We start from the raw sequence: 21770 nt of genomic DNA, 5'->3' as shown, positions 1-21770 counted from the left end.
TAATGATCAAATTACAAGACATAGACAAGTTCGTTGATTCGAAATTTCAACGATTGTTCATACTCAAGGGTATTGACCTGGAAGTGAAACAAGGCGAATTTGTGAGTATAATGGGACCTTCTGGTTCAGGTAAATCCACTTTGCTCAATATCATCGGCATGTTGGACAAACCGTCGGCTGGGGAGTACTACTTCCTAGATGAGCCAGTCCATAAATTTAGCGAGCGTAAGACCTCTAAACTTCATAAAGAATACATTGGGTTTGTTTTTCAGGCCTATCACCTGATCGATGAGCTCAACGTATATGAGAACATCGAAACACCACTGCTCTATCGTGGGGTAAAAGGAAAGGAAAGAGCAAGTATGGTAGCTGAAATGCTTGATCGATTCCAAATGGTGGCTAAAAAGGACTTGTTTCCTGAGCAACTGTCCGGGGGGCAGCAGCAGCTGGTTGGTGTAGCAAGAGCGCTCATCGGTGGCCCTAATCTACTTCTCGCGGATGAGCCAACAGGCAACCTACATTCAGAGCAGGGTGAAGAAATAATGCAACTGTTCAAAAAATTGAATGATGAAGGTATGACTATTATTCAGGTAACACACTCTGAGAAATGTGCTGAATATGGATCACGCATTATAAGACTGGAAGATGGTGCCGTTGTTAGCGATGGAAAATAAACCATCATCTCATTAAAAAGATTCTAAACCGAAGTCACTCGCTTCGGTTTTTTTTATTCCAGTGAATTATAATATTTGAATACAGCCATCAAGTCTTTTGCCTCCGTTGGATCGATTTTATTCAATTTTACGAATTCAGCCACTTTCTCAGTAAATGCCGGCATTGATTTAACCAAAGCCTTTTTCGAACCTTTAATCTGAGTAATTCTCCCATTTTCATTCCTTAAAAAAAACTCAGCGGATCGACTAAAACGATCTTTAATCTGGCCATCACTATTGACCATACTGTTTTTAGTGGCTCTTTTAATTTTCACCTCCGGTCGAGCTAGTAAGGACAGCTTGCCTTCCGATAAAATTAAGTAGAAATCCTGCGGCCTAATCTTGGCGTCAGAGTCACCTTTGGGTGTCACATAATGAAAATTGTAAGTAGTGTCTTTATTTCTTAGGGTAAATGATTGCAAGTATTGGATGAGTATAAGGGTAGAATCCTTTGTAAAAGGATTTCTATAAATCAGCTGATCTGAAAACAGGTTTAATTTAAGGTCTACCTCGACATGCTTTTCACCTTTGATAGTTGTGATCTCACCTTTGCTCCAATCGTCTAGCAAGTACGGACTACCGACTATTGCCTGATTACCAACCTCGTCATCAACTTCTGACGCCCATTGGCTGAAAATGGATTGGTCGATGGGATTTAATGCCACCCCTTGAACGGGTACTACTTGCGCATAACTGAGTATGCAGCAATACAAGAATATTAAAGACAGAAAGTATCGCATTTTAGGTTGTATTTGATGCTATAACAAGTCTTAGGAAAGCTTCCACTAACTATAATTAGAGATACTGCAATATAATAATTGTCAATCGGCGACATGATTTACTTTGGCCTGGCTATATTTGATTTGGTATTAATTAAAGGAAGAATTTTAATAATTCTATGGCTATGAAACGAATTAGTTGCAGATTGTTTTTATTAGGTGTAATTGCCCTGGCTGTACTTCCGAGCATGGTTAAGGCCCAGATGCCAGAAGAGGACAAAGCTCAGTTTGATTCGTCAATAAAGTGGCTTGAATCAAATTTGGCCTATGTATATGAGAATAAGTCTACAGGTGTGTGGTGGAATAATAATTTCTTTTATAGCCCAAGCGAACAGCAAATCAACATTAAAAATGCCAGTTCTGACGTGCCAAATGCGACTGATAAAAACGTCTACTTCGATAGAATAGTTAAACTCAACGAATTGGATATAGCCTCACTCCGCGTTGAAAATATGAGGACCGATAAGGGAAGAATAGTCAAAGGTAAGGTGCTTCATATTGACGCAATAGGAAAGCAGAAAAGGATACAAAAACTATACAATCAAAAACCTTCCTTCAAAGAGTTTTTTCTTCAAATTTCATTTCCAGAAAGCAATGACAGCCTGATAGCCAAAGCCGAAGAATGCAAAGAGCATTTTGAAACCATCCTACGGCTGTCCGCTAAAGTATATCCTACTCAAGACTCATTGGTAAATACGAATTATCTATTTGATCTGATTCCTGGTACATATGAAGGATCAGACAAAAGTATTTGTGTGATTGAGGAGCTGTTTCCTCATTCACTTGAGCTGAAATTCTCAAGGAATGGTAAACTGTATAAGAAAAGCGTGATCAGTTACGATGAATCTAATCATCATTTTATCTACTGGATGGTAAATGTAGCTGGAAGTAGTCATTTTGAACTCAATTTTAGTTTTGATACAACGCTCAACCTTGAAGCCAACGCTCAAAACTATCGCCTAACTTTCCCTAGCAGCAATCTATTTTCAATTGAAGATGAGGGCGTTAGTGTAGCCTATAGTCGAACGGATTTTTAAATAAGTTGTGAAGAAGTCTGCCATATGGATTGGATTGGGAATAGGCTTATTGATGACATTTCTCAATTTGCTTGACTACTTTCATTTGGTACGAATGTTTTCATTCGAACTCTATGGTGCAGCCATAGGGCTGGTATTTATGATTCTAGGCATTTGGGCAGGGATCAAGCTCACCAATAAGACCGATGTGAATCTTTCTGATATGGCGGTTTCCATTGAAAATGGCAAAAGGTACAATTTGAGTGACCGTGAACTTGATGTGCTGTTGGAAATGCACCACGGCTTATCCAATCAGGAGATTGCCGATAAACTATTTGTCTCTCTGAATACTGTGAAGACGCATATTAGCAATCTCTACATCAAACTTAATGTAAAGAGAAGAACTCAGGCAATAGCCAAAGCTAAGACCCTCAGAATACTAGAATAGACTAATATCATACTTTCGGGTGAAGTGCATTTTGATCTAATTCTCTACATTTGGATTGAATCAAAAAAATAGCAATGAAAAATCTTGCATTAAAATATGGCGCATGGTCAGCACTGATTATGTGTGTGACTGTAGTTATCCCACTACTGATATGGGACGCTCCGGCTGAAAATCCGTACGGTGAAATCCTCGGATATGCTTCAATGATTCTGGCGCTTAGCGCGATTTATTTTGGTATCAGACGCCAAAAAGAAGAATCTGGCGGCACGCTTACCTTTAAGGAAGGATTTATGTTTGGTACGCTAGTCAATTTTGTAGCCGCTGTGGTTTTTGCAGTTTTTTCCTATGCATTATATGCCTGGTTGATGCCAGATTTTCTCCAGAGCTACATGGATATGTCTATTAATAAGGTGATGGAGGATAGCTCATTATCCGATTCTCAACGTTCTCAGCAGCTGGATTATATCAACGACAACAAGGATATCTGGCTGAGCCCGGCGATCGGTGGTGCAATGATGTTTGGGACTGTCTTTCCTATAGGATTGGTGATGACTCTAATATCATCCATGGCATTAAAATCTAAGTAAACTCAACTCATAAATAATAATATGAAATTAGGTGCATTTTCAGTAAGTCTCAATGTGAAAGATATCCATGCCTCAAAGACATTTTATGAAAATCTCGGATTTAAAGTTTTTGCCGGAGATATTAAAAGAAACTACTTGATCATGAAAAACCAGGGAACACTGATCGGGTTATTCCAGGGCATGTTTGATGGAAACATGATGACGTTCAATCCTGGCTGGGATCAGGAGGCGAATACTTTAGACTCATTTGATGATATCCGAGCTATTCAGAAACACATGAAGGCCCAAGATTTGAGCCCCCTCCAGGAGACAGATGAATCATCAGCCGGGCCTGCTAGCCTCATGGTGGAGGACCCCGATGGCAATAAAATCTTTATTGACCAGCATGTTTGATCAAAAAAAGCCTTCTTATGATTAATAAGAAGGCTTTTTTACTTTTTAATTATTCTTAAGAATCTGACTTAGGAAGAATGTTTGTTACAATCTTAACTCTTTCAGGATTGTTGGTTGCATTGCTCATAATGGTCACCACCTTGTTTTGATGGCCAATTTTACCAGCGCTATTGAATGTGACTTCTATTTTGCTTGATGCCCCTGGGAGAATTGGCTCTCTTGGCCAGCTTGAAGCGGTACAGCCACATGTGGTCAGTACATTTGAAATCACGATCGGAGCATCTCCCGTATTGGTAAATTCAAATGTGTACTCCACTTTATCACCCTGCTCAATATCACCAAAGTCATACGAGCTTTCTGCAAACTCGATGAATGGTCCCGGAGGAGTTGGTTCAGGAAGCTCTGCATCCTGTGCTGATGCGGCTATTGAGAAGAAGGAAAGCGTGATAATTGCTATTATATTTTTCATTGCTAGTTTAATTAATTTTCTTGCTTAACGTAATTTCCGAAGAATTTGGTGTCAAAATTAACCAGAAAAAGTTCATTTTTTGCTCTGGTTATCGCTGTGTAGACCCAGCGGATAAAATCGTCATCGATTTCAGCCTCACCCAAATACCCTTGATCTACAAATACCGCATCCCACTGTCCGCCTTGGCTTTTATGGCAGGTAAGCGCATAAGCATACTTTACCTGAAGCGCATTTAAGTACTTGTCCTCTTTCATGGCTTCTTTTTGTTTTTTTCTTGGTAAGTCGGCATAGTCGATCAGCACGCTCTTATATAGGGCCTGATTTTGCTCTTGTGACATCGCCGGGGTATGAGTATGCAATCCGTCGAGGATAATTTTGGCCTCAAACGGTTCAGCGTCAGGATAGTCAGTGAGCCTTATTTCCACGTCTGCAAAGCGTAATCCATGTAGCTCTTCAAATTTTTTGATTTTCAGCACTTCAATAAAATCTCCATTTGCCAGAAATCCGGAAGGCACCTGGTCGGTGGCAAAATTGTAGTTGTTGCGCGCAATCATTAGCAAGTCTCCTGCATCTAATTCTTCTTCTTTGAAAAAGAGTGTATTCCTGATATAGTGATTGTACATCACCGCGTTCTTGTTGGAGCGACAAATAATCAGCGTGTTCTCCAGACCATATTTGTCATAAGAGTAGCGCAAGCCATCCTCAAGGCGCTCTCCTGTCATTCGATAAATATCGGGATGCGATTTGGTATTAAACCTAATGACTTTTTCCTTCTGCGTGAGCGAATTTCTGAGACTGGTAGCGTTGAGTAAGATACCACTGTTCTCTGCTTGACGTGTGATTTCCGTCAAGGTACTTTCCGTAGCATCGAGCCGGTACACCTCTGAGAGGTGAGCACGATCCAGGGCCATACTTCTGTCTTGATGTACAGGAGGCAGCTGAGCGGTATCTCCTACGAGTAAGAGCTTGTTTCCCTCTTTTTCAAATACATATTGAATCAAATCATTGAGTAAGCTTTTATTTTTGTAGTCTGCTTCGGAGTTAATCATTGAGGCTTCATCTACAATAAATATGGTATTGGACTGATAGTTTTTTGTTTGGCTAAAAACCGGCCCACTTGATTCTTGACCTGACTTGGCTTTATATATTCTTTTGTGAATCGTAAAGGCAGTTCTCTTTGCATATTGGCTAATAACCTTAGCTGCACGGCCTGTGGGTGCAAGGAGGACAAACTTATAGTTGAACAGTGGCAATACTTTTACGAGCGTGGCCACTATAGAAGTTTTGCCTGTTCCTGCGTATCCTTTGAGAATCATAGTAGGCTTGCCAGTCTTGGTCGCGACAAATTGGTCTATTGCCAGGAAAGCTTTGCTCTGACTTGCCGTCGGTTCATGCTCAAATTTGTTCCGTAATATTTCTGAGGGTAGTGGCAATTGTATAAGTTTATTCCAGCGCAAGTATAGCCATGCTAAAGAATGGGATCAGAAGAAATCAAAAGTATTTTTGGGAATCGGGTGAGGGTACGGGTCATGGGTCTGATGGTACAAGAGCAGAAATTATTATTGCTTAATCACACAGGTCTCAATGATGAGAATGAGCTTTGGCTGCCGCCGGGAGGGGGGATTGCGTTCGGAGAATCAGCAGTAGAGGCCTTGATTCGAGAATTTGAAGAAGAAATAAATATTTCTATAAAAGTTTGTGACTTTTTGAGAGTAGGTGAATTTATAAGGGGTGGATTGCATGCTGTAGAATTATTCTTTGCGGTGAAGCAAATCGGTGGTAAATTACAGTTAGGGATCGACCCTGAAATGGGTAATAAATCTATTTTGAAGGAAGCTCGCTGGATGGATATTTCCATGATAAAACAATTAGGTGAAAACCGACTTCATGGAATGTTTAAAGGCATTGAATCCATTGATGATCTATTTGAGAAACAGGGATTTTTTAATATTGGAAATAATCCTTAAAATAGCATTTGCTTAAAGCAGAATTACTCTAAAAAATAATTATACTTGCAAAAAATCGAAATTCAAGCATGGAGAAGACAAAAATAATATCAATTGGTTTTTTCGTCCTATCGCTATTATTAGCGGTGTTTTTAGGCAGAAGTATCTACACTTCTATCAATGAAGCTGACAGAATTGAAAGGATGGAAGCAAGGATCATTAACAAGTTAATCATGATAAGAGAAGCTCAGATTGCTTATCAGGCGGTGAATGGTCAGTATACCAGCGATTGGGACAAATTGAAAAACTTTATTGATTCGGGACAATTCTTCCTGACTTCTAGAATTGAGACTATTATTCCGTTGTCATATGGCGCAGACAGTGTGGTAGTTACAATCGATACTTTGGGAACAGTTGCCGTGAGAGACTCTTTATATTCTCCAGCTAAGTATCCAGATTTTGATTTGGCTACTCTGCATATCGTTCCTGGTACTAAGGACAAGTCATTTGATATGTGGGCTGACAAAATCGAAAAGAGTAATGTCAGGGTGGATGTAGTCGAGGTATGGAATACCGCACCAGTCGACCCTAAAAGAAAAGAAGAGAACGAAGCCAGAACCAAGAAGCCTTTGAGGTTTGGTTCTAGAACAAGTATTACTACTGCCGGAAACTGGGAATAACATAAGATTTGGAAGCTGTACAAAGCGCAACATACAAACTGGTAAAAAGAATCAAAGACAGTAATTTTGATGTAGATCAACTACATCATTACTGTCTTTCGATGCAAATAGGCATTCGTGACTTTCAACTTTGTATCACTGATACCCGAAATCAGACCTGTCTACTACTAGAAGACTATATCCTCCAGGATGTAAAAACTATCAATGCCAGATTACAGGTATTGGCAAAGCTTTTCGAAAATCATCATTTACTGATGGCCGGGTTTTGGCATTCTATCAAATTATCACTCAAAAGCCATAAGTTTTCTCTGGTGCCAGCTACTCATTTTGTAGAAGAATCGGTAAGAGACTACCTGCTGCTCAACTGTACGATCAATGAGGCGGTAGAGGGTGAGTACACGTATAAGCATAGTGCGTCCAATGTAGTTAATGCTTTCGCTGGAGATAAACGCCTTGTGAGCTGGCTAAACTCACTCTATCCAAATAAAGAAATTGAAGTCATTCATCAAGGCAGTGCTTTGATTGAAGGCATTTTAAAGTACAATACTCAGAGCGAATCGAAAATTGTGTTTTGTATTCTGGATCGTGGAATCATGCATGTTTTTGTTTCAGAAAATCACAAGTTGCATTACTATAATCAGTTCTCAATCAAAGAGGCTAAGGATTATATCAAGTATGTCATGTTGGTATTCAAAGAGTTTAATCTGAGCCAACGTACTCAAAAGGTTGTTCTTTGGGGGAATTTGACTCAAAATTCTGAGCATTATAAAATGTTCTCCAAATACATTGGAAACATTACTTTCGGAAAACGTCCTTCTAACCTCAAATTCAACTATCACTTCGATGAACTCGCAGACCATCAATATTTTGATTTGATGAGTGTTTATCTATGTGACTAAAAAACCAATTTCATGTCGGACAAAAAAATTGCTCTATTCCCGGGTTCATTTGACCCTTTTACAAAAGGGCATGAAGATATTGTTCGACGATCACTCAAACTTTTTGATGAGGTCATTATCGCAGTAGGCTACAACAGCGCCAAAAAGAGATACTTCGAAGTCAATTATATGATGGAAAGAATCAGTTCGGCTTTTGGCCCTGAGGATAGTGTATCTGTGGTGACGTACAATGAACTCACGGCAGATTTAGCTCAGAAGACAGGCGCATCATTTTTGATCAGGGGACTCAGAAATACAACCGACTTTGAATACGAAAATAGTATCTCACAGGTAAATAGATATCTCAATGACAAACTGGAGACTGTTTTTCTGATTACAACACCGGAATATGCGCACATTAGCTCTACTATCATCCGGGAAGTTCATAAGTATGATGGAGATATTAGTCCCTTTATTCCGTACGACCTTTAGTTGTCGAGTTCCTTCAAACCCTTTTCTAACGCACGATACTTTTTAATCACCCTTCCTATAGTTTTGTAGGAGTGCAGCACGGCCACATCCACCTCGTTCTCATTCATCCATACTACCTTTTGAATGTTCTCTTCCTTTTGAGGTTTCATATTCATGTCGTCGAGGCAGACCATTCTATACCAGGACGTCTTCTTCAAAACATATTTTTTATTTCGGATATAGGTGTGCCATGTAGAGCAGATCAGTTCTTCAGATTTGACCTTGACACCAGTTTCTTCTTCCACCTCGCGAACCGCCCCTTCTCGCCGTTTTTCTTTTTTCTCCAGTTTTCCTTTTGGTATGTCCCAGAGGTCATTTCTTAGAATGAGTAAAATTTTACCATCTTTTTCGACTACACCCCCAGCCGCTTCAACGATGTTGAATTTAGATTTCAGGTATTGCTGAGCCTTAGTTTTATTTTTTACCCTGATTTCTATTTGCTTTATTTTGCTGTACTTTTTATCAGTCATTATGTGAAGAAGACGATTGATAGCTTCATGCGACCCTTCCTTGATCAGCACTTTACCTTTTAGCTTTATGGCTAGGATGTCTTCCACTTGATTGTCCAACACTACATCAAATTTTTTGCTTGTCTTGTGCTGTTTGTCGCTAATCCTGACGGGAATGTCGTTTATATAAATCTTCATTGGAATAAAAAGTACATAGCGAACATGAACAAAAATCACTGAGATTCACAATTTCAGGGATTATTTTTTTTCCAAATTTTATTATTCATTAAACTGCTGGAATCTTGATTTAAAATATTGCTAATTTCGCTTCATGATAAATGATGAGTCGAACCTTCCGCTAAGCGCGCAAATCGCCACAGAGCTATTAGAAATCGAGGCAATTAAGCTGCAGCCAAAAGATCCTTTTACCTGGGCTTCCGGTTGGAAATCTCCAATTTATTGTGACAACAGGATGACATTGTCCTACCCAAAGCTCCGTACACTGATCAAAAATGCTTTCGTCAAGGAGATCAAGTCCAGATACCCCAATACACAAGTGATCGCGGGAGTAGCTACGGCCGGAATACCTCAGGGTGCTTTGATAGCTGAGGAAATGGGTCTGCCTTTCATCTACGTACGAGACAAGGCAAAATCACATGGCCGAACCAATAGAATAGAAGGGCAGGTGCAAGAGGGAAAAAATGTTTTTGTGGTAGAAGATCTAATCTCAACAGGAGGTAGTTCTATCAAAGCCATAGAGGCGCTCAGGGAAGCCGGAATGACGGTTGTTGGGTTGGGAGCTATATTTACTTATGGTTTTCCACATGCAGATAGAAATCTGATGCAGGCCAATGTTTCTCATTTCACACTTTCTGACTATCACTCCTTGTTGGATATTGCAGTATCTAGCGAATTGATCAATAGCAGTGAGCTCGAATCGCTCAATTCATGGCGAATGGAGCCTGAAAACTGGAGAGGTTAGGCGTAGAATAGTTTTGGACAGTGTACTGAAAGCGAGTCATTGTTTTTGGCCGCAGTTTGTGGTTTCAACTTTCGACTAATTATGCTTCTCCATTACACCCAGAGCGAATAGCGCAAAATCATATTTCACCGGGTCGTTTGGGTCTAGTTCACGCAAATTTTCTGTGAGCTCATTTGCCGCTTGCCAGTCCGTTTGTCTGCGGTGCAAAAGGTCAAGTCGCCTTGCAACCCGGTCTACATGTACATCCAAAGGGCAGATCAGTTGACTACTTTTAATATTATCCCAAATACCGAAATCTACTCCGCAGTTGTCTTTTCGGACCATCCATCTCAAAAACATATTCAGTCTTTTGCACGCAGATTTTCTCAATGGTGTCGCCACATGCTTTCTAGTGCGATCAGGAGCATCGGGCCGATCAAACAAGTAATTATGGAAATTGCTCAGATAAGTTTTTAACTCGCCTTTTTGACCTTGTGTGAACGCGAATTCGAGCGAATCATGATCCTTGTAGTGCTGATTGAGAAACTGGATAAAAAAAAGCGTATCCGTAGCATTAAAAGTGCGGTGTTTGAAATCCAGAAACCTTTTGAGATCCTCATCCTGATGATTGAGAATAAAGTCATACGGAGCACCGTCCATCAGACCAATTAGTGTATGACATTTGTTTATTATGGTTTTTCGCTGCCCCCAGGCTAGTGTGGCGGCAAACAATCCAGCGATTTCGATGTCTTGCTTTTGTTGAAAAAGGTGCGGAATAGAAATTGGATCCTCCGAAATGAATTCTGGTCGATTGTACTTTTCTACCTGGAGGTCTAGAAACTCCTTGATCTCAGTGTTCATCTATGGTATAGCTCACAATGACAGGAGTTTTCAAATCACGTGCTCCTAATGCCTTGTATGCCGCTGATGAAAGCCTCATGAGCAGCTTATTGTTTAGAGCACTTTCTGGTAGTTTGCCCACCACTCTTGCCTCGATTTCCAGATTGGTCATTTGGTTGGTAATCTTTATCATCGATCCTAATGGTGCTGTTCGATGAAGCGCTAGGTATTTTTGTGTATAATCGGTGTCTTCGATTTTCATCATGAATCCCTCTTCGGTGGTTTCTTTTTTACCCTCTGATTTGCTGGTTTTAGTTTTGAATTGGCTATTGTCCGTACGCACGTATAGTGTATCCAATAGGGGGGTAGCTGGCTTATTTTGCAAGGTGTCTTTGATTGTCTTTTCAGAAGAAATTGCCGAAATGCTGTCCAGTTGTATTTTTTGAGTACCAGCAGATATCACAAGTTGTTGACCTATTGAGATTGTGTAATCCGGTAAGCCATTCCATTGCTGCAATTCTTCAATTTCGACCTGATACTGACGCGAGATGCCGAATAGAGTTTCAGACGCTTGTACGATATGATATCTGGCACTATCAATGACCAGAGGATCGCTCTGATCCTGCCGTATTATTGGTTGGAAACTTAATAGTAACGTATCACCAATACTGAGATTTGCATTTTCGAGCTTATTGATTGCTACAATTGAATCCAACTTAAGGCCATAACTTTGGGAAATAGAGAATAGTGTTTCTCCCTTTTTTACGATGTGGATATTTTGCTCATCTAATTGCGGTAGCACTACTTCTGCATCTGCCTTCTTTCTTTTCTTAATCAAAGGAATTTGTATCTCATCAAACATTTTCAGACCATCTGGGAGCGAAGCATTGGCCGCCTTTATATCGTCTACGGTAACGCCATATCGTCTGGAGATCGAGTATAAGGTTTCTTTGGGTTCGACGCGATGAATGATATACCGCTTGCCTTTGTTTTTTTCCAATCTCAGGCTATCCATCGGAGATGCAGTGGCGGCTAACGAGGCCAATCCGACGATTATCAAAAATAAGAGCAGTCTAGAGATCATAAATATTCAATGTTCCTTTATGGGTAACAAATATGGCTTTATTTCCCATGACAAAGAAGTTGTCTTTGCCAATTCCGGGAAGTTTTTCATCCAGCAAAATACATTCCAGTAATTGTCCTTCTAAGTCGAGTATGGCCAGTGAATGCATCAGGGATGAATCTTTTTCATGGTAATAGGAAATAAATATTTTCTCTTTCGTTTTGAGATATTCTACTTTCCTACAAGGGTAAATGTCATGTGGTCTGAAATATTGTTTGAACCAATCGAAATATTCAGAGGACTCTGGGTAGCCCACCGCAAAGGTGCAGAGTTCTTTCGGGTCGGTGTAGTCAGCTGTGGGCTCATATTTAAGTACTTCTCCCGATTGTAAGTCAAAGTAAGCATGCTTGCCAACAAAATGTGGATGTGGAACCTGAACCCAGTCAGGCCCTAGCTTGACAATTCTGGAATCGTTGAGTTGGAAAATCGGCGCCCCACCATTCCAGCTAAAAAGATAAATGTTGGTTAGATCAGGATTGTTTTCACTAGAATATTGGATAAGTAAAAGTCGATTGTTGGTGTATGATTTCACCACCATGCCATTGTAATCCTCACCTAAAGAAATGGCTTGGATGATTTCCATTTTGACCAATGATACCAGAAAGAAGGTTTGTACTTTAGTCGCGAGATCGGCAGTTTCGATGAGTAGCAGGTCTTTGTCAGTACCAGGGATTATTGATTTGATTGGGGCGTCAAAACTTACCTCGTTATGGTGGTTTGATTTTAGAACCGTCAAAAACTACTATTCGTTTAATGGATATGACAAATTATAAATAACTTTCAGGCAAATCTAAAAGTAATCTTTGATGTACAATCGTCTACTTCTGTTATTATTGATATTTATCTGTCTGAGTGATCGATTAGCCGCTCAGGAGGAGACTCAGACCAAGCCTTTGGTTTTTCTGATGAAACTAGATGCTGACATAGACCCACGTACCAACAGATACACAGAATTGGCACTGCAAGATGCCATAGAAAGGGAGGCAGACTATGTCGTGATAGAGATGGACACCTATGGTGGCGCACTCAACGACGCTGACGATATTCGAACTCGTGTATTGGAATTTGAAAAGCCGATTTACGTTTTTATCAATAAAGATGCGGCCTCTGCGGGTGCTTTGATTTCTATAGCGTGTGATAGCATTTATATGGCTCGAGGGGCCAGTATTGGAGCTGCTACAGTGGTAACTCAAGATGGAGCCGCTGCGCCTGACAAATATCAGTCCTATATGAGATCTATCATGCGATCTACAGCCGAAGCTAACGGTCGTGATCCGAAGATAGCAGAAGCCATGGTAGATCAGGATGTAGAAGTGGACAGTATATCTACGGAGGGCAAGGTGATTACATTTTCTACCTCTGAAGCCATCAGATTTGGCTTTTGCGAAGCACAAGTCGAGGATTTGGGTGAAATCATGGCTCGATCCGGCGTAGAGGAGTATGAAGTATTTGAATATGAACTGACGGCGTCAGACAAAATTATTGACATATTTATCAATCCGTTCGTGAGCGGCATCCTGATTTTAATTATCCTTGGCGGAATATACTTTGAGCTGCAGACCCCAGGAGTAGGCTTCCCGATCTTGGCTGCATTAATCGCACTCGTCCTTTATTTCACCCCCTATTATTTAAATGGATTGGCAGAAAACTGGGAGATCATCTTATTCTTTTTAGGTGTTGTTCTTCTGGCTTTAGAAATATTTGTAATCCCTGGATTTGGCCTGGCCGGGATATCCGGGATCGCACTGATGATGACTTCGCTCATTCTGGGCATGCTCAATAATGATTGGTTCGACTTCTCTTTTGTTCCCGAAGAAAACCTGACCACTGCCTTACTGGTTACATTTGTGGGATTGATCGGTGCGTTCATTGTCATGTTTATAGGTGGTGTTCGCCTTGTGGACTCCCATCTATTCAAAAGAGTGGCGCTAGAGACCACGCTGGATAAGGCTGCAGGATATACATCCAATTTTAGAAAGGAGAGCCTCATTGGACAAAAAGGTAAAGCCTATACAGTGCTACGTCCGAGTGGCAAAATCATCATCAACGAAGAAATTTATGATGCCTATACTCGGGGAGGGTACATTGAAGAAGGTGTTGAGGTAGAAGTGATATCAGAAGAAGGTACTTCTCTCAAGGTCAAAGCCATTTCATAATCAGATGACAAAAAACAAATTTTTCAAAATATTATACTGGACCTTATTCGCCGGGGCTGTGATATTTTTATACTTCAGCCTGCGTACACAAATCTATCAACTCGAATATTCGCTTACGGCATTAGCCATGTGGGGAGGGGCCTTTTTTTTAAACAGGTTCGTTAAAAATAGTGACACATCTGAATAAATGAGAACACTGCGCAAAACCAAGAAGTGTTTGAATTGTGGTACCCCATTGGCTGAAGTCTATGACTATTGCCCGATGTGTGGTCAGCAAAATGACGATAAAAATGTGTCATTTAAGGAGATTTCACGGGATTTAGTGGAGAATTTCTTCTCCTTCGACTCTAGACTGGCACAAACCATCTTCCCTTTCTTTTTTAAGCCTGGTCATCTCACCAACGAATACAATGCAGGCAGACGATTTACCTATGCAAATCCAATCCGGTTGTATATCATCGTTAGCGTATTCTACTTTTTTGTATTGAATTCTATGGTAGGTGATGCCACACGAGACTTCAAATCAGCCATGTCCACTCCGGAAGCCGATGAGGTACAGTCAGCCATATTAACCGAGTTGGATTCTGCCGAATTAGAAGTCAATATTGGCCCTCAATTTATCGCCGGGAATGATAGTAGTAACCTGTGGCCCATGAGCAATGCACAATGGCATACCTTTTTTGAGCTAAAGGATAAGGAGGGCCTAAACGAACAACAATTCTTCGATTCGCTCAAGTTAGATGATCGTCACGCATTTACTCAATATACGGTCAAACAAATTATTAGAGTTTATAAAAAAGACAAAGAGCATCTCACTTCCAAGATCGTTCATAATATGTCGCTCATGATGTTCGTAATGATACCAGTATTCGCACTCCTGTTGAAACTCTTATATGTGCGCAGGAAAATCCTCTACATTAATCATCTTATCCATACGATTCACATTCACACCTTTGCATTTTTAGTCTATGGGCTGAGTATGGCATTGCTCTACTGGCTGGTAGATAATGAAGAGATTGCGAGCTGGGTATCCATAATTTCTGTTGTATTGGTTTCAACACATGCCTACCTTTCTTTCAAAAAAGTATACAAGCAGTCATGGCTCAAGACATTGATCAAGTTTTGGCTCACCGGATTTATTTATTCTTATGTTTTGATCGCGGCTCTCTTAATTGAAATGTTTGTGTCTTTTTTAATTATATAATGGGACTAATCAATGTTTTTTGGAGGTAAGGGATTCCATCGGCTAAATAGAATTCCATAAAGAAGACAAAGTAAATGAATCATGGATATGTGGATGCTTGTACCTAGTACGAAGTGGTTAATTAATTCGAATGCAGCAGCTGTGATGAATAAGATCCAGCCTTTCTGATGGAGAACCGAGAAAGCGCCAATCAACGCGAAAAAGCCAACCGATCCACCCATCCAGTTGCGTTCAAAACCATAACCTATAAAAGTACTATCTGGCCACCACGTGAGTCCAATGTTGAAAATCAAAGCATAAGTAATACCTATAAGCGTGTGACTCGCAAAAAATATCAATACTGTACGTCTGGTTCCGTAGTGTGCTTCGAAGGATTGAACAATAAGTATCACGCCAAAAAAAGTGACAAACAGAAGGTGTTCGAGGCCGTTGTGTATCCATGCTGAGGTGATCAGGCTTTGCATAAATGTAAGCGGCTCCGTCTTGAGTTTGATCAACCAAATGGCCTGATCACACAGGAGACTGAGCTGCCAGCTCGTATCACAATCTCTATTAGAAGCAAATCCAAAAAGGGCGACTAACGTCCAGCTTATCATGAGATAAAATGATGAGTATTTTCTGGACCATAGTACACCCTTAAGGGACGCTTTTTTATGACCAGGAATCGACCATGGCCATAGGAGAATCGTCCTCTCCTGATGAGTACCCAGTTTTGATTGAGCCACAAATTGAGCTATTTATTGACCTTCAAAACATATATTTTCCGCGTGACAGGATAGATCGGGTAGGTCCAACGGGAAATGTTGACTGTCTCCACCAATTCCAGTTTGTGTTTGTCAAAAAAATCTTTCCACTGCGCATGAGTTTTGAAAGAGTCATTGCCTCTGTCCCATGGAGAAGAGTGCAGATGTATAGCACCTAAGACTAAATCAAACTGGTTTCTGATGATGTCCTCTGCGATGATAATGTACTTACGAGTCACCCTAATGCAATCTTGGATGAGCTGGTTTTGCACATTCGTATGATGCAAGACAAACATGAGTAAGGAAGTGTCAAATGTCTTATCGAGAAATGGGATATCCTTACCGTTGAACAGTTGAATGTCTCGTGCAAGATCATGATTGGATTTGTCTACCACATCCAGCGAGGTGACGTCATGCTGCCGACTTCTGAGGTATTCAGAATAGCTACCATTGCCTGCACCTATGTCCAGACACTTTTGACCATAGTACTGTTTGATCATTTCATATTTATATGGAAGAAAGTAATCCTTCTTCTGACCCAATATTTTTGAGTATGCGATGTCTAATAATTTTTGACTAGACGAAATCTCAGGGTAATTCAGTGTTTCAGTTGATGTTTTCATTTGTGAAAAGACATTAGGGTTCCAGGCTCCTAAGAGCATCGGAGTAGTGTTGAAAGAATATTTTTGATTTTAATTAATCAATACAAGTGATGAAGGAGCCACCCTGCTGATGGCACACTTCAGCACTTATAGTTGATCCTGACCTTGTACATAGGTCAATCCGGCCGGTTCGAACGACGATTCGAATCATTTAATCAGGTAGTGTACAGAAGGGGCAAAGCGTAAACAGTTTTTTGAGAAAAAATTATTTTCACCTAGACCTTAGAGGAAATATCAAGAATTATTGTCCTACGAGTATAAATGGAAGTACCTAACAAAAACTACGAGGCCTACACGCTGTCTGAAGCCGATTTGTTTATTCGAAGCTGGGAAAGCGAGGCCATATCCTATATCCAGCACTTTTTGTATTGGGAAAAAGAAGAAGCCCAGACGCTATACCACGATGCTTGTATACTGGTACTGGATCAGCTCAAAAAAGGTCGAATCGAGTCCATCGCCAAAGGATACCTTTTCAAAACCTGCAAAAACCTGGGAGCCAACACCTGGCGAAAGGCACATCGGCGTAAGTTGAGCTATGAAAAGTATTGTAAGGAAGAGCGTACATTGCTGGAAGATGCTGTCGCAAATAAGTACGACATCGCTATTTTTGAGGACGAGGAGGAAGATTTTTTACTCGAGTCGAAAAAGGCGCTCCGGGCTTTTAGTCTACTAAAGTCTAAATGCCAGGAAATAATCAATTTGAAATACGTAGAAGGCAAATCCCATCAAGATATTGCTGATGATCTGGGACATTTGGGCTCCGTAAATAGTGCAAAGACGACATTGAGCAGATGTTTGAAATATTGGAAGAAAATACTTAAAGATTTATCCTGATGTCTGAGCGAGAAAAAAAGAATATACTAATTGAGAAGTTTCTCAAAGAAGAGCTCAGCCAAGAGGAGCTGGTAGAATTTCGTGCATACTGGGATAGTGACCCTGCTTTTGTCAAAGAAGTACAGGACTATTCCCGCCTCACAGTAGCGCTAAAAGCAGCCAAGAGACTGAAAGATGATGAGAAAAAAACCAGCACAGGAGTAATATCACATTTCAAGAAAGCATTCTTCAAGTATCAATCAGTAGCGGCCATCTTTTTGATAGCCATTATGCTTCCGCTATATCTATTGTTACAGGGACAAAAAAGAGTCATTACTCCCGAGAGTCCTGAAGTAAGGCAGCTGGCAAAATCCAACTATATCCGCAAAAATCTGGCTAGCAAGCTGGCTCAAGATTCTTTATTCAAAGAAGTGAAGGTGTACTTTGATCAGGGCAAGACAGCAGATGCTATTTTTATACTAGACCAAATGGAACAAGAAAACAAGATGGATTATGCAGCAATCAAGGCTGGCTTATTCTTCGAATTGGATCAACACGACAGCGCGGTTTATTATTATAAAATCGGATTTATTAGTAACCCCACGGACTCTACTATCTATTGGAATGCGCTCATGTCGCAGCTTTGGATGGGGGAATTGGAAACAAGCAAAATTGAACTTAGAAAGCTTATTAAAAAACCTGGCGGACAATATTTTGATACTGCCAATCAGCTGTTGCTGGAATTGGAATAAGTTTGGACGATTTCATTCCAATACATAATTCAAAATCCGCTTTTATATCGGGAATAGTTGAATAGATTTGCCGCCTAATACCAATACAATGTTGCAAGCAGTTATTTTCGATATGGATGGCGTGATCATGGACAGCGAGCCCATTCACTATGATACAGAATTCGAGATTCTCAAAGATTTTGGAGTACACGAATACCCCGTCGAAGAGCATTCAAAATATGTGGGTATGAGAACCCGTGACCTCTGGGAGGGACATATTCAAAAGTATGGTTTGTCCAGCTCTATTCAGGAATTAACACTTAAGGGAGATGAGGCTTATATTGATAGATTGCGAACCGGCTCGTTTGATCCTATAGCTGGTGTGGTTGATCTTATTGAGCGATTATATCAAGCCGGTGTGAAAATGATTGTAGCTTCTTCTGCCTCCAGAGAGAATATTAAATTGGTTTTAGATAAATTCGCCATTGGTAACTTCTTCGAAGGCTATGTGAGTAGCCAAGACGTAGAAAGGACTAAACCCAATCCAGATATCTTTTTATTGGCCGCCAAAAAATTGGATGTTGATCCAGCGCATTGTGTGGTTATTGAAGATGCCAAACATGGAGTGCAGGCAGCCATATCTGCCGGTATGAAATGTATAGGATACAAGAACCCAAATTCTGGTAATCAAGATCTCAGTAAAGCAGATTTGACCCTCGAATCCCACAACAACATTGACCTGAAATTGTTAGAAAATTTAACAATTGACGCACTATAATAAGAATAAGAAGCTATGTTTCCGAAAGTTAATCCGGTAGAAACCAAAACCTGGGATGCTCTAGAAAATCATTATGAGCACATTTCGAAAGACCCAATCATTGAAATGTTTGAGAAGGACCCTAATCGGTTCGATAAATTTTCCATCAAGTGGAATGATTTTCTGCTAGACTATTCTAAGAACATTTACTCAGACAAGACTCAGACGTTGCTGATGCAACTGGCTAAGGAATGCCAACTGAAGGAGGCTATTGAGGCCATGTTTGAAGGTGAAAAAATAAACGAAACTGAGGATCGCGCAGTTTTGCATACCGCATTGCGCAGCAGTAGTACAGATCCACTGGTGGTGGATGGTCAGGATGTGCGACCGCTTGTACAAACGGAATTGAAAAAAATGGAGGCCTTTACTCAGCGCCTGCATGCCGGAGAACTGAAAGGCTATGACGGCAAAGTGATCAAAAATATCGTCAATATCGGAATCGGTGGCTCAGACCTGGGTCCATACATGGTGACCGAAGCACTCAAGCCCTATCAAAAAGAAAATATTGAGTCATATTTTGTTTCCAATGTGGACGGCTCACACCTGCATCAGGTGCTAAAAGGACTGGATGCATCGGAGACACTTTTTATCGTAGCCTCCAAGACTTTCACCACACAAGAGACGATGACCAATGCACATTCCGCTAAGGACTGGCTGCTGAAAAGTGCTAAGAATGAAGACGCTGTTGCTAAACATTTTATTGCGCTCTCCACCAACAAAGCAGCAGTAGAGGCTTTTGGAATTCATTCAGAGAATATGTTTGAATTTTGGGATTGGGTGGGAGGCAGATTTTCGCTGTGGTCTTCCATAGGTATGTCGATAGCTTGTGCTGTTGGGTTTGAAAATTTTAAATCTTTGCTAGAAGGAGCTGAGGCCATGGATATTCACTTTCGAAACACAGATTTTGAAAATAACATGCCAGTAATTCTTGCTATGCTAGGTGTTTGGTACAACAACTTTTTTGGGGCGGAGTCGCACGCAATTTTACCCTATGATCAGTATTTGCACCGTTTTGCCAGCTATTTGCAGCAGGGAGATATGGAAAGCAACGGTAAATTCATTGATAGAACGGGAGAGCCTATCGCAATCCAGACTGGCCCCATTATCTGGGGTGAGCCCGGTACCAATGGACAGCATGCATTCTTTCAGCTCATTCATCAGGGAACCAAACTGATTCCGTCTGACTTTATAGCAATGGCACAGAGTCAAAACCCAATGTCCGATCATCATGAAAAGCTTCTGGCCAATTTTTTTGCTCAGACTGAGGCTCTGATGAAAGGCAAACTCGAAGATCAGGTGATCAATGAGCTCCTGAGAGAAGGTAAAGAGGAAGAAGAAATCGAAGCATTGCTCCCATTCAAAATTTTTGAAGGCAACCAACCGACCAATTCTATGTTGATCAAGAAACTGACCCCTTATAATTTGGGGGCATTGATCGCTATGTACGAGCACAAGATTTTCGTTCAAGGTGTAATCTGGAATATTTTCAGTTTTGATCAATGGGGCGTAGAACTCGGCAAGCAGCTTGCAGGCAAAATCCTTCCCGAGTTGAAGGACGAGAAACAGGTTGACTCACACGATCAATCGACAAATAATCTGATAAATCAGTGGAAGGAGTGGAGGTAACATATCAAATGCTGTCATAATTCACTTTAGTTAATAACTTTATGGTCACCATAATTAATTGATATGAGACTTGCAATAATCGCACATGATGGAAAGAAGGCAGAAATGGTCGCTTTCCTTTTGGAAAACAAAAAAAGGATCATAAATGCTGATATTGTGGCTACAGGGACTACAGGCTCGCATGCAGAAAATGCTGGACTAAAAGTACATAAGTTTCTCTCCGGTCCGATGGGTGGAGATGCACAGATAGCCACTATGGTGGCAGAAGGCAGATTGGACCTAATATTTTTCTTTCGAGACCCACAAGGCAAGCACCCGCATGAGCCTGATATACAAATGCTTATGAGACTATGCGATGTGCACAATATCCCGTTTGCAACTAATCCTGCCGGAGCACAACTACTACTCAATGCCTGGGCAACAGAGTAATCCCAGTAATTGAATAGAAAATAACATCCTTTTAATTACCTGTAATCTGGGATTGATACTCAGGGAGTTTTAGTTTATCTTGTACTTACAAACCCAAACTAACCTTCATGAGTAAGCTTTTACAAGTCGCATTCAAAGAACTGGGTACAACCGAGATCCGAGGAGACCAACACAATCCTCGAATACTTGCCTATGCGAAAGAATCAAACATACCAGGAATACAAGATGATGAAACTCCGTGGTGCAGCATATTTATCAATTTCTGCTGTGATCAAGTAGGTTTTGAGAAAAGCGGATTGGCCAATGCCAGAAGCTGGATGCAAATAGGATTGGCCACAAAAGACCCAGTCCCTGGAGATATTGTGGTATTCTGGCGAGAAAGCCTTCATTCCTGGAAGGGACATGTTGCCCTATATCTAGGCCATTCGCCTGACAACAAGAAAATATATTGTATAGGAGGCAATCAGGGCAACACCGTATCGGTAGGAGTCTATGATGCAGCTAAGGTGCTAGGATTCAGAAAAGTAGGTACTGAAGTACAGCTCTCATTGCCGGAAGTAGATCTGAAATTAGGTGACCGTGGTGCGGATGTAATTGCCTTGCAACAAGTACTAAACCATCTTCAGTATGATTGCGGTGATGCTGATGGGATATTCGGCCCTAAAACTGATCATGCCATTAGATTGCTTCAAGCCAATGTGCAGATAACGGTCCATGGAGTTTATAACAATGACTCTAGAAAAAAATTAGAATCTTTACTACAATCTTAAATATTC

27 protein-coding genes are annotated in these 21770 nt (G+C 40.7%); 18 read left to right on the top strand and 9 right to left on the bottom strand.

Going from position 1 to position 21770, the window contains the following annotated elements; genetic code table 11:
• Positions 1–2 precede the first annotated feature (2 nt).
• Entirely contained in the window at positions 3–674 is a 672-nt protein-coding gene (locus ABJF11_RS02330; RefSeq protein WP_348117789.1) for an ABC transporter ATP-binding protein, read from the top strand.
• 53 nt (positions 675–727) lie between these two features.
• On the opposite strand, the gene ABJF11_RS02325 is transcribed toward ABJF11_RS02330, so the two are convergent.
• The gene (locus ABJF11_RS02325; RefSeq protein ID WP_348117787.1) at positions 728–1453 is read right to left on the bottom strand and encodes a hypothetical protein; all 726 of its coding nucleotides are present in this window, start codon (positions 1451–1453) and stop codon (positions 728–730) included.
• 164 nt (positions 1454–1617) lie between these two features.
• Here ABJF11_RS02325 and ABJF11_RS02320 point away from each other — a divergent pair, with 164 nt between their 5' ends.
• The 4 genes from ABJF11_RS02320 (at position 1618) to ABJF11_RS02305 (ending at position 3936) form a co-directional block, all read left to right on the top strand.
• Positions 1618–2529, top strand: coding sequence for a hypothetical protein (locus ABJF11_RS02320; RefSeq protein WP_348117786.1), 912 nt, complete (start codon positions 1618–1620; stop codon positions 2527–2529).
• Between the two features lie 7 nt (positions 2530–2536).
• The gene (locus ABJF11_RS02315) at positions 2537–2956 is read left to right on the top strand and encodes a response regulator transcription factor (protein ID WP_348117784.1); all 420 of its coding nucleotides are present in this window, start codon (positions 2537–2539) and stop codon (positions 2954–2956) included.
• A gap of 74 nt (positions 2957–3030) precedes the next feature.
• Entirely contained in the window at positions 3031–3543 is a 513-nt protein-coding gene (locus ABJF11_RS02310) for a DUF4199 domain-containing protein (RefSeq protein WP_348117782.1), read from the top strand.
• 21 nt (positions 3544–3564) lie between these two features.
• A complete protein-coding gene (locus ABJF11_RS02305; protein ID WP_348117781.1) occupies positions 3565–3936 on the top strand; it encodes a VOC family protein in 372 nt (123 codons plus the stop codon).
• Between the two features lie 55 nt (positions 3937–3991).
• Here the strand turns inward: ABJF11_RS02305 and ABJF11_RS02300 are convergent, their stop codons facing one another.
• Positions 3992–4405, bottom strand: coding sequence for a DUF1573 domain-containing protein (locus ABJF11_RS02300; protein ID WP_348117780.1), 414 nt, complete (start codon positions 4403–4405; stop codon positions 3992–3994).
• A gap of 11 nt (positions 4406–4416) precedes the next feature.
• A complete protein-coding gene (locus tag ABJF11_RS02295; protein ID WP_348117778.1) occupies positions 4417–5838 on the bottom strand; it encodes an AAA family ATPase in 1422 nt (473 codons plus the stop codon).
• A gap of 42 nt (positions 5839–5880) precedes the next feature.
• On the opposite strand from ABJF11_RS02295, the gene ABJF11_RS02290 reads away from it, so the two are divergent.
• The 4 genes from ABJF11_RS02290 (at position 5881) to coaD (ending at position 8401) form a co-directional block, all read left to right on the top strand.
• Complete coding sequence (locus ABJF11_RS02290) at positions 5881–6372, top strand: NUDIX domain-containing protein (protein WP_348117776.1); 492 nt, start codon at positions 5881–5883, stop codon at positions 6370–6372.
• Between the two features lie 68 nt (positions 6373–6440).
• Positions 6441–7031 carry a hypothetical protein gene (locus tag ABJF11_RS02285; RefSeq protein ID WP_348117775.1) on the top strand — a complete coding sequence of 197 codons (591 nt, stop codon included), beginning with the start codon at positions 6441–6443 and terminating at the stop codon, positions 7029–7031.
• Positions 7032–7039: 8 nt separating this feature from the next.
• A complete protein-coding gene (locus ABJF11_RS02280; protein WP_348117774.1) occupies positions 7040–7930 on the top strand; it encodes a DUF3822 family protein in 891 nt (296 codons plus the stop codon).
• A 12-nt stretch (positions 7931–7942) separates the two neighbouring features.
• Positions 7943–8401, top strand: coding sequence for a pantetheine-phosphate adenylyltransferase (gene coaD / locus ABJF11_RS02275; protein ID WP_348117773.1), 459 nt, complete (start codon positions 7943–7945; stop codon positions 8399–8401).
• Here the strand turns inward: coaD and ABJF11_RS02270 are convergent.
• Positions 8398–9087, bottom strand: coding sequence for an NUDIX domain-containing protein (locus ABJF11_RS02270; RefSeq protein ID WP_348117771.1), 690 nt, complete (start codon positions 9085–9087; stop codon positions 8398–8400). The genes coaD and ABJF11_RS02270 overlap by 4 nt on opposite strands.
• Before the next feature lie 133 nt (positions 9088–9220).
• On the opposite strand from ABJF11_RS02270, the gene pyrE reads away from it, so the two are divergent.
• Positions 9221–9871 (top strand): orotate phosphoribosyltransferase, encoded by a 651-nt coding sequence (gene pyrE, locus ABJF11_RS02265; protein WP_348117770.1) that lies wholly within the window; start codon positions 9221–9223, stop codon positions 9869–9871.
• A gap of 75 nt (positions 9872–9946) precedes the next feature.
• On the opposite strand, the gene ABJF11_RS02260 is transcribed toward pyrE, so the two are convergent.
• From ABJF11_RS02260 to ABJF11_RS02250, 3 genes are read right to left on the bottom strand one after another with little or no spacing between them, the layout of a single operon-like run.
• A complete protein-coding gene (locus ABJF11_RS02260) occupies positions 9947–10711 on the bottom strand; it encodes a TIGR02757 family protein (protein WP_348117769.1) in 765 nt (254 codons plus the stop codon).
• A complete protein-coding gene (locus ABJF11_RS02255; RefSeq protein WP_348117768.1) occupies positions 10701–11774 on the bottom strand; it encodes a LysM peptidoglycan-binding domain-containing protein in 1074 nt (357 codons plus the stop codon). Before ABJF11_RS02255 ends, ABJF11_RS02260 begins: the two co-directional genes overlap by 11 nt.
• Positions 11764–12549 (bottom strand): hypothetical protein, encoded by a 786-nt coding sequence (locus ABJF11_RS02250; RefSeq protein WP_348117767.1) that lies wholly within the window; start codon positions 12547–12549, stop codon positions 11764–11766. The genes ABJF11_RS02255 and ABJF11_RS02250 overlap by 11 nt, the downstream gene beginning before the upstream one ends.
• A gap of 70 nt (positions 12550–12619) precedes the next feature.
• Here ABJF11_RS02250 and ABJF11_RS02245 point away from each other — a divergent pair, with 70 nt between their 5' ends.
• Together ABJF11_RS02245 and ABJF11_RS02240 are read left to right on the top strand one after the other, a co-directional pair.
• Entirely contained in the window at positions 12620–13969 is a 1350-nt protein-coding gene (locus ABJF11_RS02245; protein ID WP_348117766.1) for an NfeD family protein, read from the top strand.
• Positions 13970–14156: 187 nt separating this feature from the next.
• On the top strand, positions 14157–15173 hold the full coding sequence (locus ABJF11_RS02240) for a DUF3667 domain-containing protein (RefSeq protein ID WP_348117765.1): 1017 nt from the start codon (positions 14157–14159) through the stop codon (positions 15171–15173).
• Positions 15174–15178: 5 nt separating this feature from the next.
• Here ABJF11_RS02240 and ABJF11_RS02235 read toward each other — a convergent pair whose 3' ends face one another.
• Both ABJF11_RS02235 and ABJF11_RS02230 read right to left on the bottom strand, forming a co-directional pair.
• Positions 15179–15898 (bottom strand): hypothetical protein, encoded by a 720-nt coding sequence (locus ABJF11_RS02235; protein WP_348117764.1) that lies wholly within the window; start codon positions 15896–15898, stop codon positions 15179–15181.
• 8 nt (positions 15899–15906) lie between these two features.
• Complete coding sequence (locus tag ABJF11_RS02230; protein ID WP_348117762.1) at positions 15907–16539, bottom strand: class I SAM-dependent methyltransferase; 633 nt, start codon at positions 16537–16539, stop codon at positions 15907–15909.
• Positions 16540–16839: 300 nt separating this feature from the next.
• Here ABJF11_RS02230 and ABJF11_RS02225 point away from each other — a divergent pair, with 300 nt between their 5' ends.
• The 6 genes from ABJF11_RS02225 (at position 16840) to ABJF11_RS02200 (ending at position 21764) form a co-directional block, all read left to right on the top strand.
• Positions 16840–17412, top strand: coding sequence for an RNA polymerase sigma factor (locus ABJF11_RS02225; protein WP_348117761.1), 573 nt, complete (start codon positions 16840–16842; stop codon positions 17410–17412).
• Positions 17412–18143 (top strand): hypothetical protein, encoded by a 732-nt coding sequence (locus ABJF11_RS02220; RefSeq protein ID WP_348117759.1) that lies wholly within the window; start codon positions 17412–17414, stop codon positions 18141–18143. Before ABJF11_RS02225 ends, ABJF11_RS02220 begins: the two co-directional genes overlap by 1 nt.
• A gap of 88 nt (positions 18144–18231) precedes the next feature.
• The gene (locus tag ABJF11_RS02215) at positions 18232–18900 is read left to right on the top strand and encodes an HAD family phosphatase (protein WP_348117758.1); all 669 of its coding nucleotides are present in this window, start codon (positions 18232–18234) and stop codon (positions 18898–18900) included.
• 15 nt (positions 18901–18915) lie between these two features.
• On the top strand, positions 18916–20565 hold the full coding sequence (gene pgi / locus ABJF11_RS02210; RefSeq protein ID WP_348117757.1) for a glucose-6-phosphate isomerase: 1650 nt from the start codon (positions 18916–18918) through the stop codon (positions 20563–20565).
• A 63-nt stretch (positions 20566–20628) separates the two neighbouring features.
• Entirely contained in the window at positions 20629–20994 is a 366-nt protein-coding gene (locus ABJF11_RS02205; RefSeq protein ID WP_348117755.1) for a methylglyoxal synthase, read from the top strand.
• Positions 20995–21101: 107 nt separating this feature from the next.
• On the top strand, positions 21102–21764 hold the full coding sequence (locus tag ABJF11_RS02200; RefSeq protein WP_348117754.1) for a TIGR02594 family protein: 663 nt from the start codon (positions 21102–21104) through the stop codon (positions 21762–21764).
• The last annotated feature ends 6 nt before the right edge of the window (positions 21765–21770 follow it).

The sequence above is a fragment of the Reichenbachiella sp. genome (genome assembly GCF_039941815.1).
Lineage (GTDB): Bacteria > Bacteroidota > Bacteroidia > Cytophagales > Cyclobacteriaceae > Reichenbachiella.
Note: the sequence above shows the minus strand (reverse complement) of the source record. Positions and strands in the feature narration are given on the sequence as shown.

Coding starts and splice junctions, on each gene's coding strand:
- ABJF11_RS02330 (WP_348117789.1), top strand. CDS start 3: ATGATCAAATTACAAGACATAGACAAGTTCGTTGATTCGAAATTTCAA.
- ABJF11_RS02325 (WP_348117787.1), bottom strand. CDS start 1,453: ATGCGATACTTTCTGTCTTTAATATTCTTGTATTGCTGCATACTCAGT.
- ABJF11_RS02320 (WP_348117786.1), top strand. CDS start 1,618: ATGAAACGAATTAGTTGCAGATTGTTTTTATTAGGTGTAATTGCCCTG.
- ABJF11_RS02310 (WP_348117782.1), top strand. CDS start 3,031: ATGAAAAATCTTGCATTAAAATATGGCGCATGGTCAGCACTGATTATG.
- ABJF11_RS02305 (WP_348117781.1), top strand. CDS start 3,565: ATGAAATTAGGTGCATTTTCAGTAAGTCTCAATGTGAAAGATATCCAT.
- ABJF11_RS02300 (WP_348117780.1), bottom strand. CDS start 4,405: ATGAAAAATATAATAGCAATTATCACGCTTTCCTTCTTCTCAATAGCC.
- ABJF11_RS02290 (WP_348117776.1), top strand. CDS start 5,881: ATGGGATCAGAAGAAATCAAAAGTATTTTTGGGAATCGGGTGAGGGTA.
- ABJF11_RS02285 (WP_348117775.1), top strand. CDS start 6,441: ATGGAGAAGACAAAAATAATATCAATTGGTTTTTTCGTCCTATCGCTA.
- coaD (WP_348117773.1), top strand. CDS start 7,943: ATGTCGGACAAAAAAATTGCTCTATTCCCGGGTTCATTTGACCCTTTT.
- ABJF11_RS02270 (WP_348117771.1), bottom strand. CDS start 9,087: ATGAAGATTTATATAAACGACATTCCCGTCAGGATTAGCGACAAACAG.
- pyrE (WP_348117770.1), top strand. CDS start 9,221: ATGATAAATGATGAGTCGAACCTTCCGCTAAGCGCGCAAATCGCCACA.
- ABJF11_RS02260 (WP_348117769.1), bottom strand. CDS start 10,711: ATGAACACTGAGATCAAGGAGTTTCTAGACCTCCAGGTAGAAAAGTAC.
- ABJF11_RS02255 (WP_348117768.1), bottom strand. CDS start 11,774: ATGATCTCTAGACTGCTCTTATTTTTGATAATCGTCGGATTGGCCTCG.
- ABJF11_RS02245 (WP_348117766.1), top strand. CDS start 12,620: ATGTACAATCGTCTACTTCTGTTATTATTGATATTTATCTGTCTGAGT.
- ABJF11_RS02240 (WP_348117765.1), top strand. CDS start 14,157: ATGAGAACACTGCGCAAAACCAAGAAGTGTTTGAATTGTGGTACCCCA.
- ABJF11_RS02230 (WP_348117762.1), bottom strand. CDS start 16,539: ATGAAAACATCAACTGAAACACTGAATTACCCTGAGATTTCGTCTAGT.
- ABJF11_RS02225 (WP_348117761.1), top strand. CDS start 16,840: ATGGAAGTACCTAACAAAAACTACGAGGCCTACACGCTGTCTGAAGCC.
- ABJF11_RS02220 (WP_348117759.1), top strand. CDS start 17,412: ATGTCTGAGCGAGAAAAAAAGAATATACTAATTGAGAAGTTTCTCAAA.
- ABJF11_RS02215 (WP_348117758.1), top strand. CDS start 18,232: ATGTTGCAAGCAGTTATTTTCGATATGGATGGCGTGATCATGGACAGC.
- pgi (WP_348117757.1), top strand. CDS start 18,916: ATGTTTCCGAAAGTTAATCCGGTAGAAACCAAAACCTGGGATGCTCTA.
- ABJF11_RS02205 (WP_348117755.1), top strand. CDS start 20,629: ATGAGACTTGCAATAATCGCACATGATGGAAAGAAGGCAGAAATGGTC.
- ABJF11_RS02200 (WP_348117754.1), top strand. CDS start 21,102: ATGAGTAAGCTTTTACAAGTCGCATTCAAAGAACTGGGTACAACCGAG.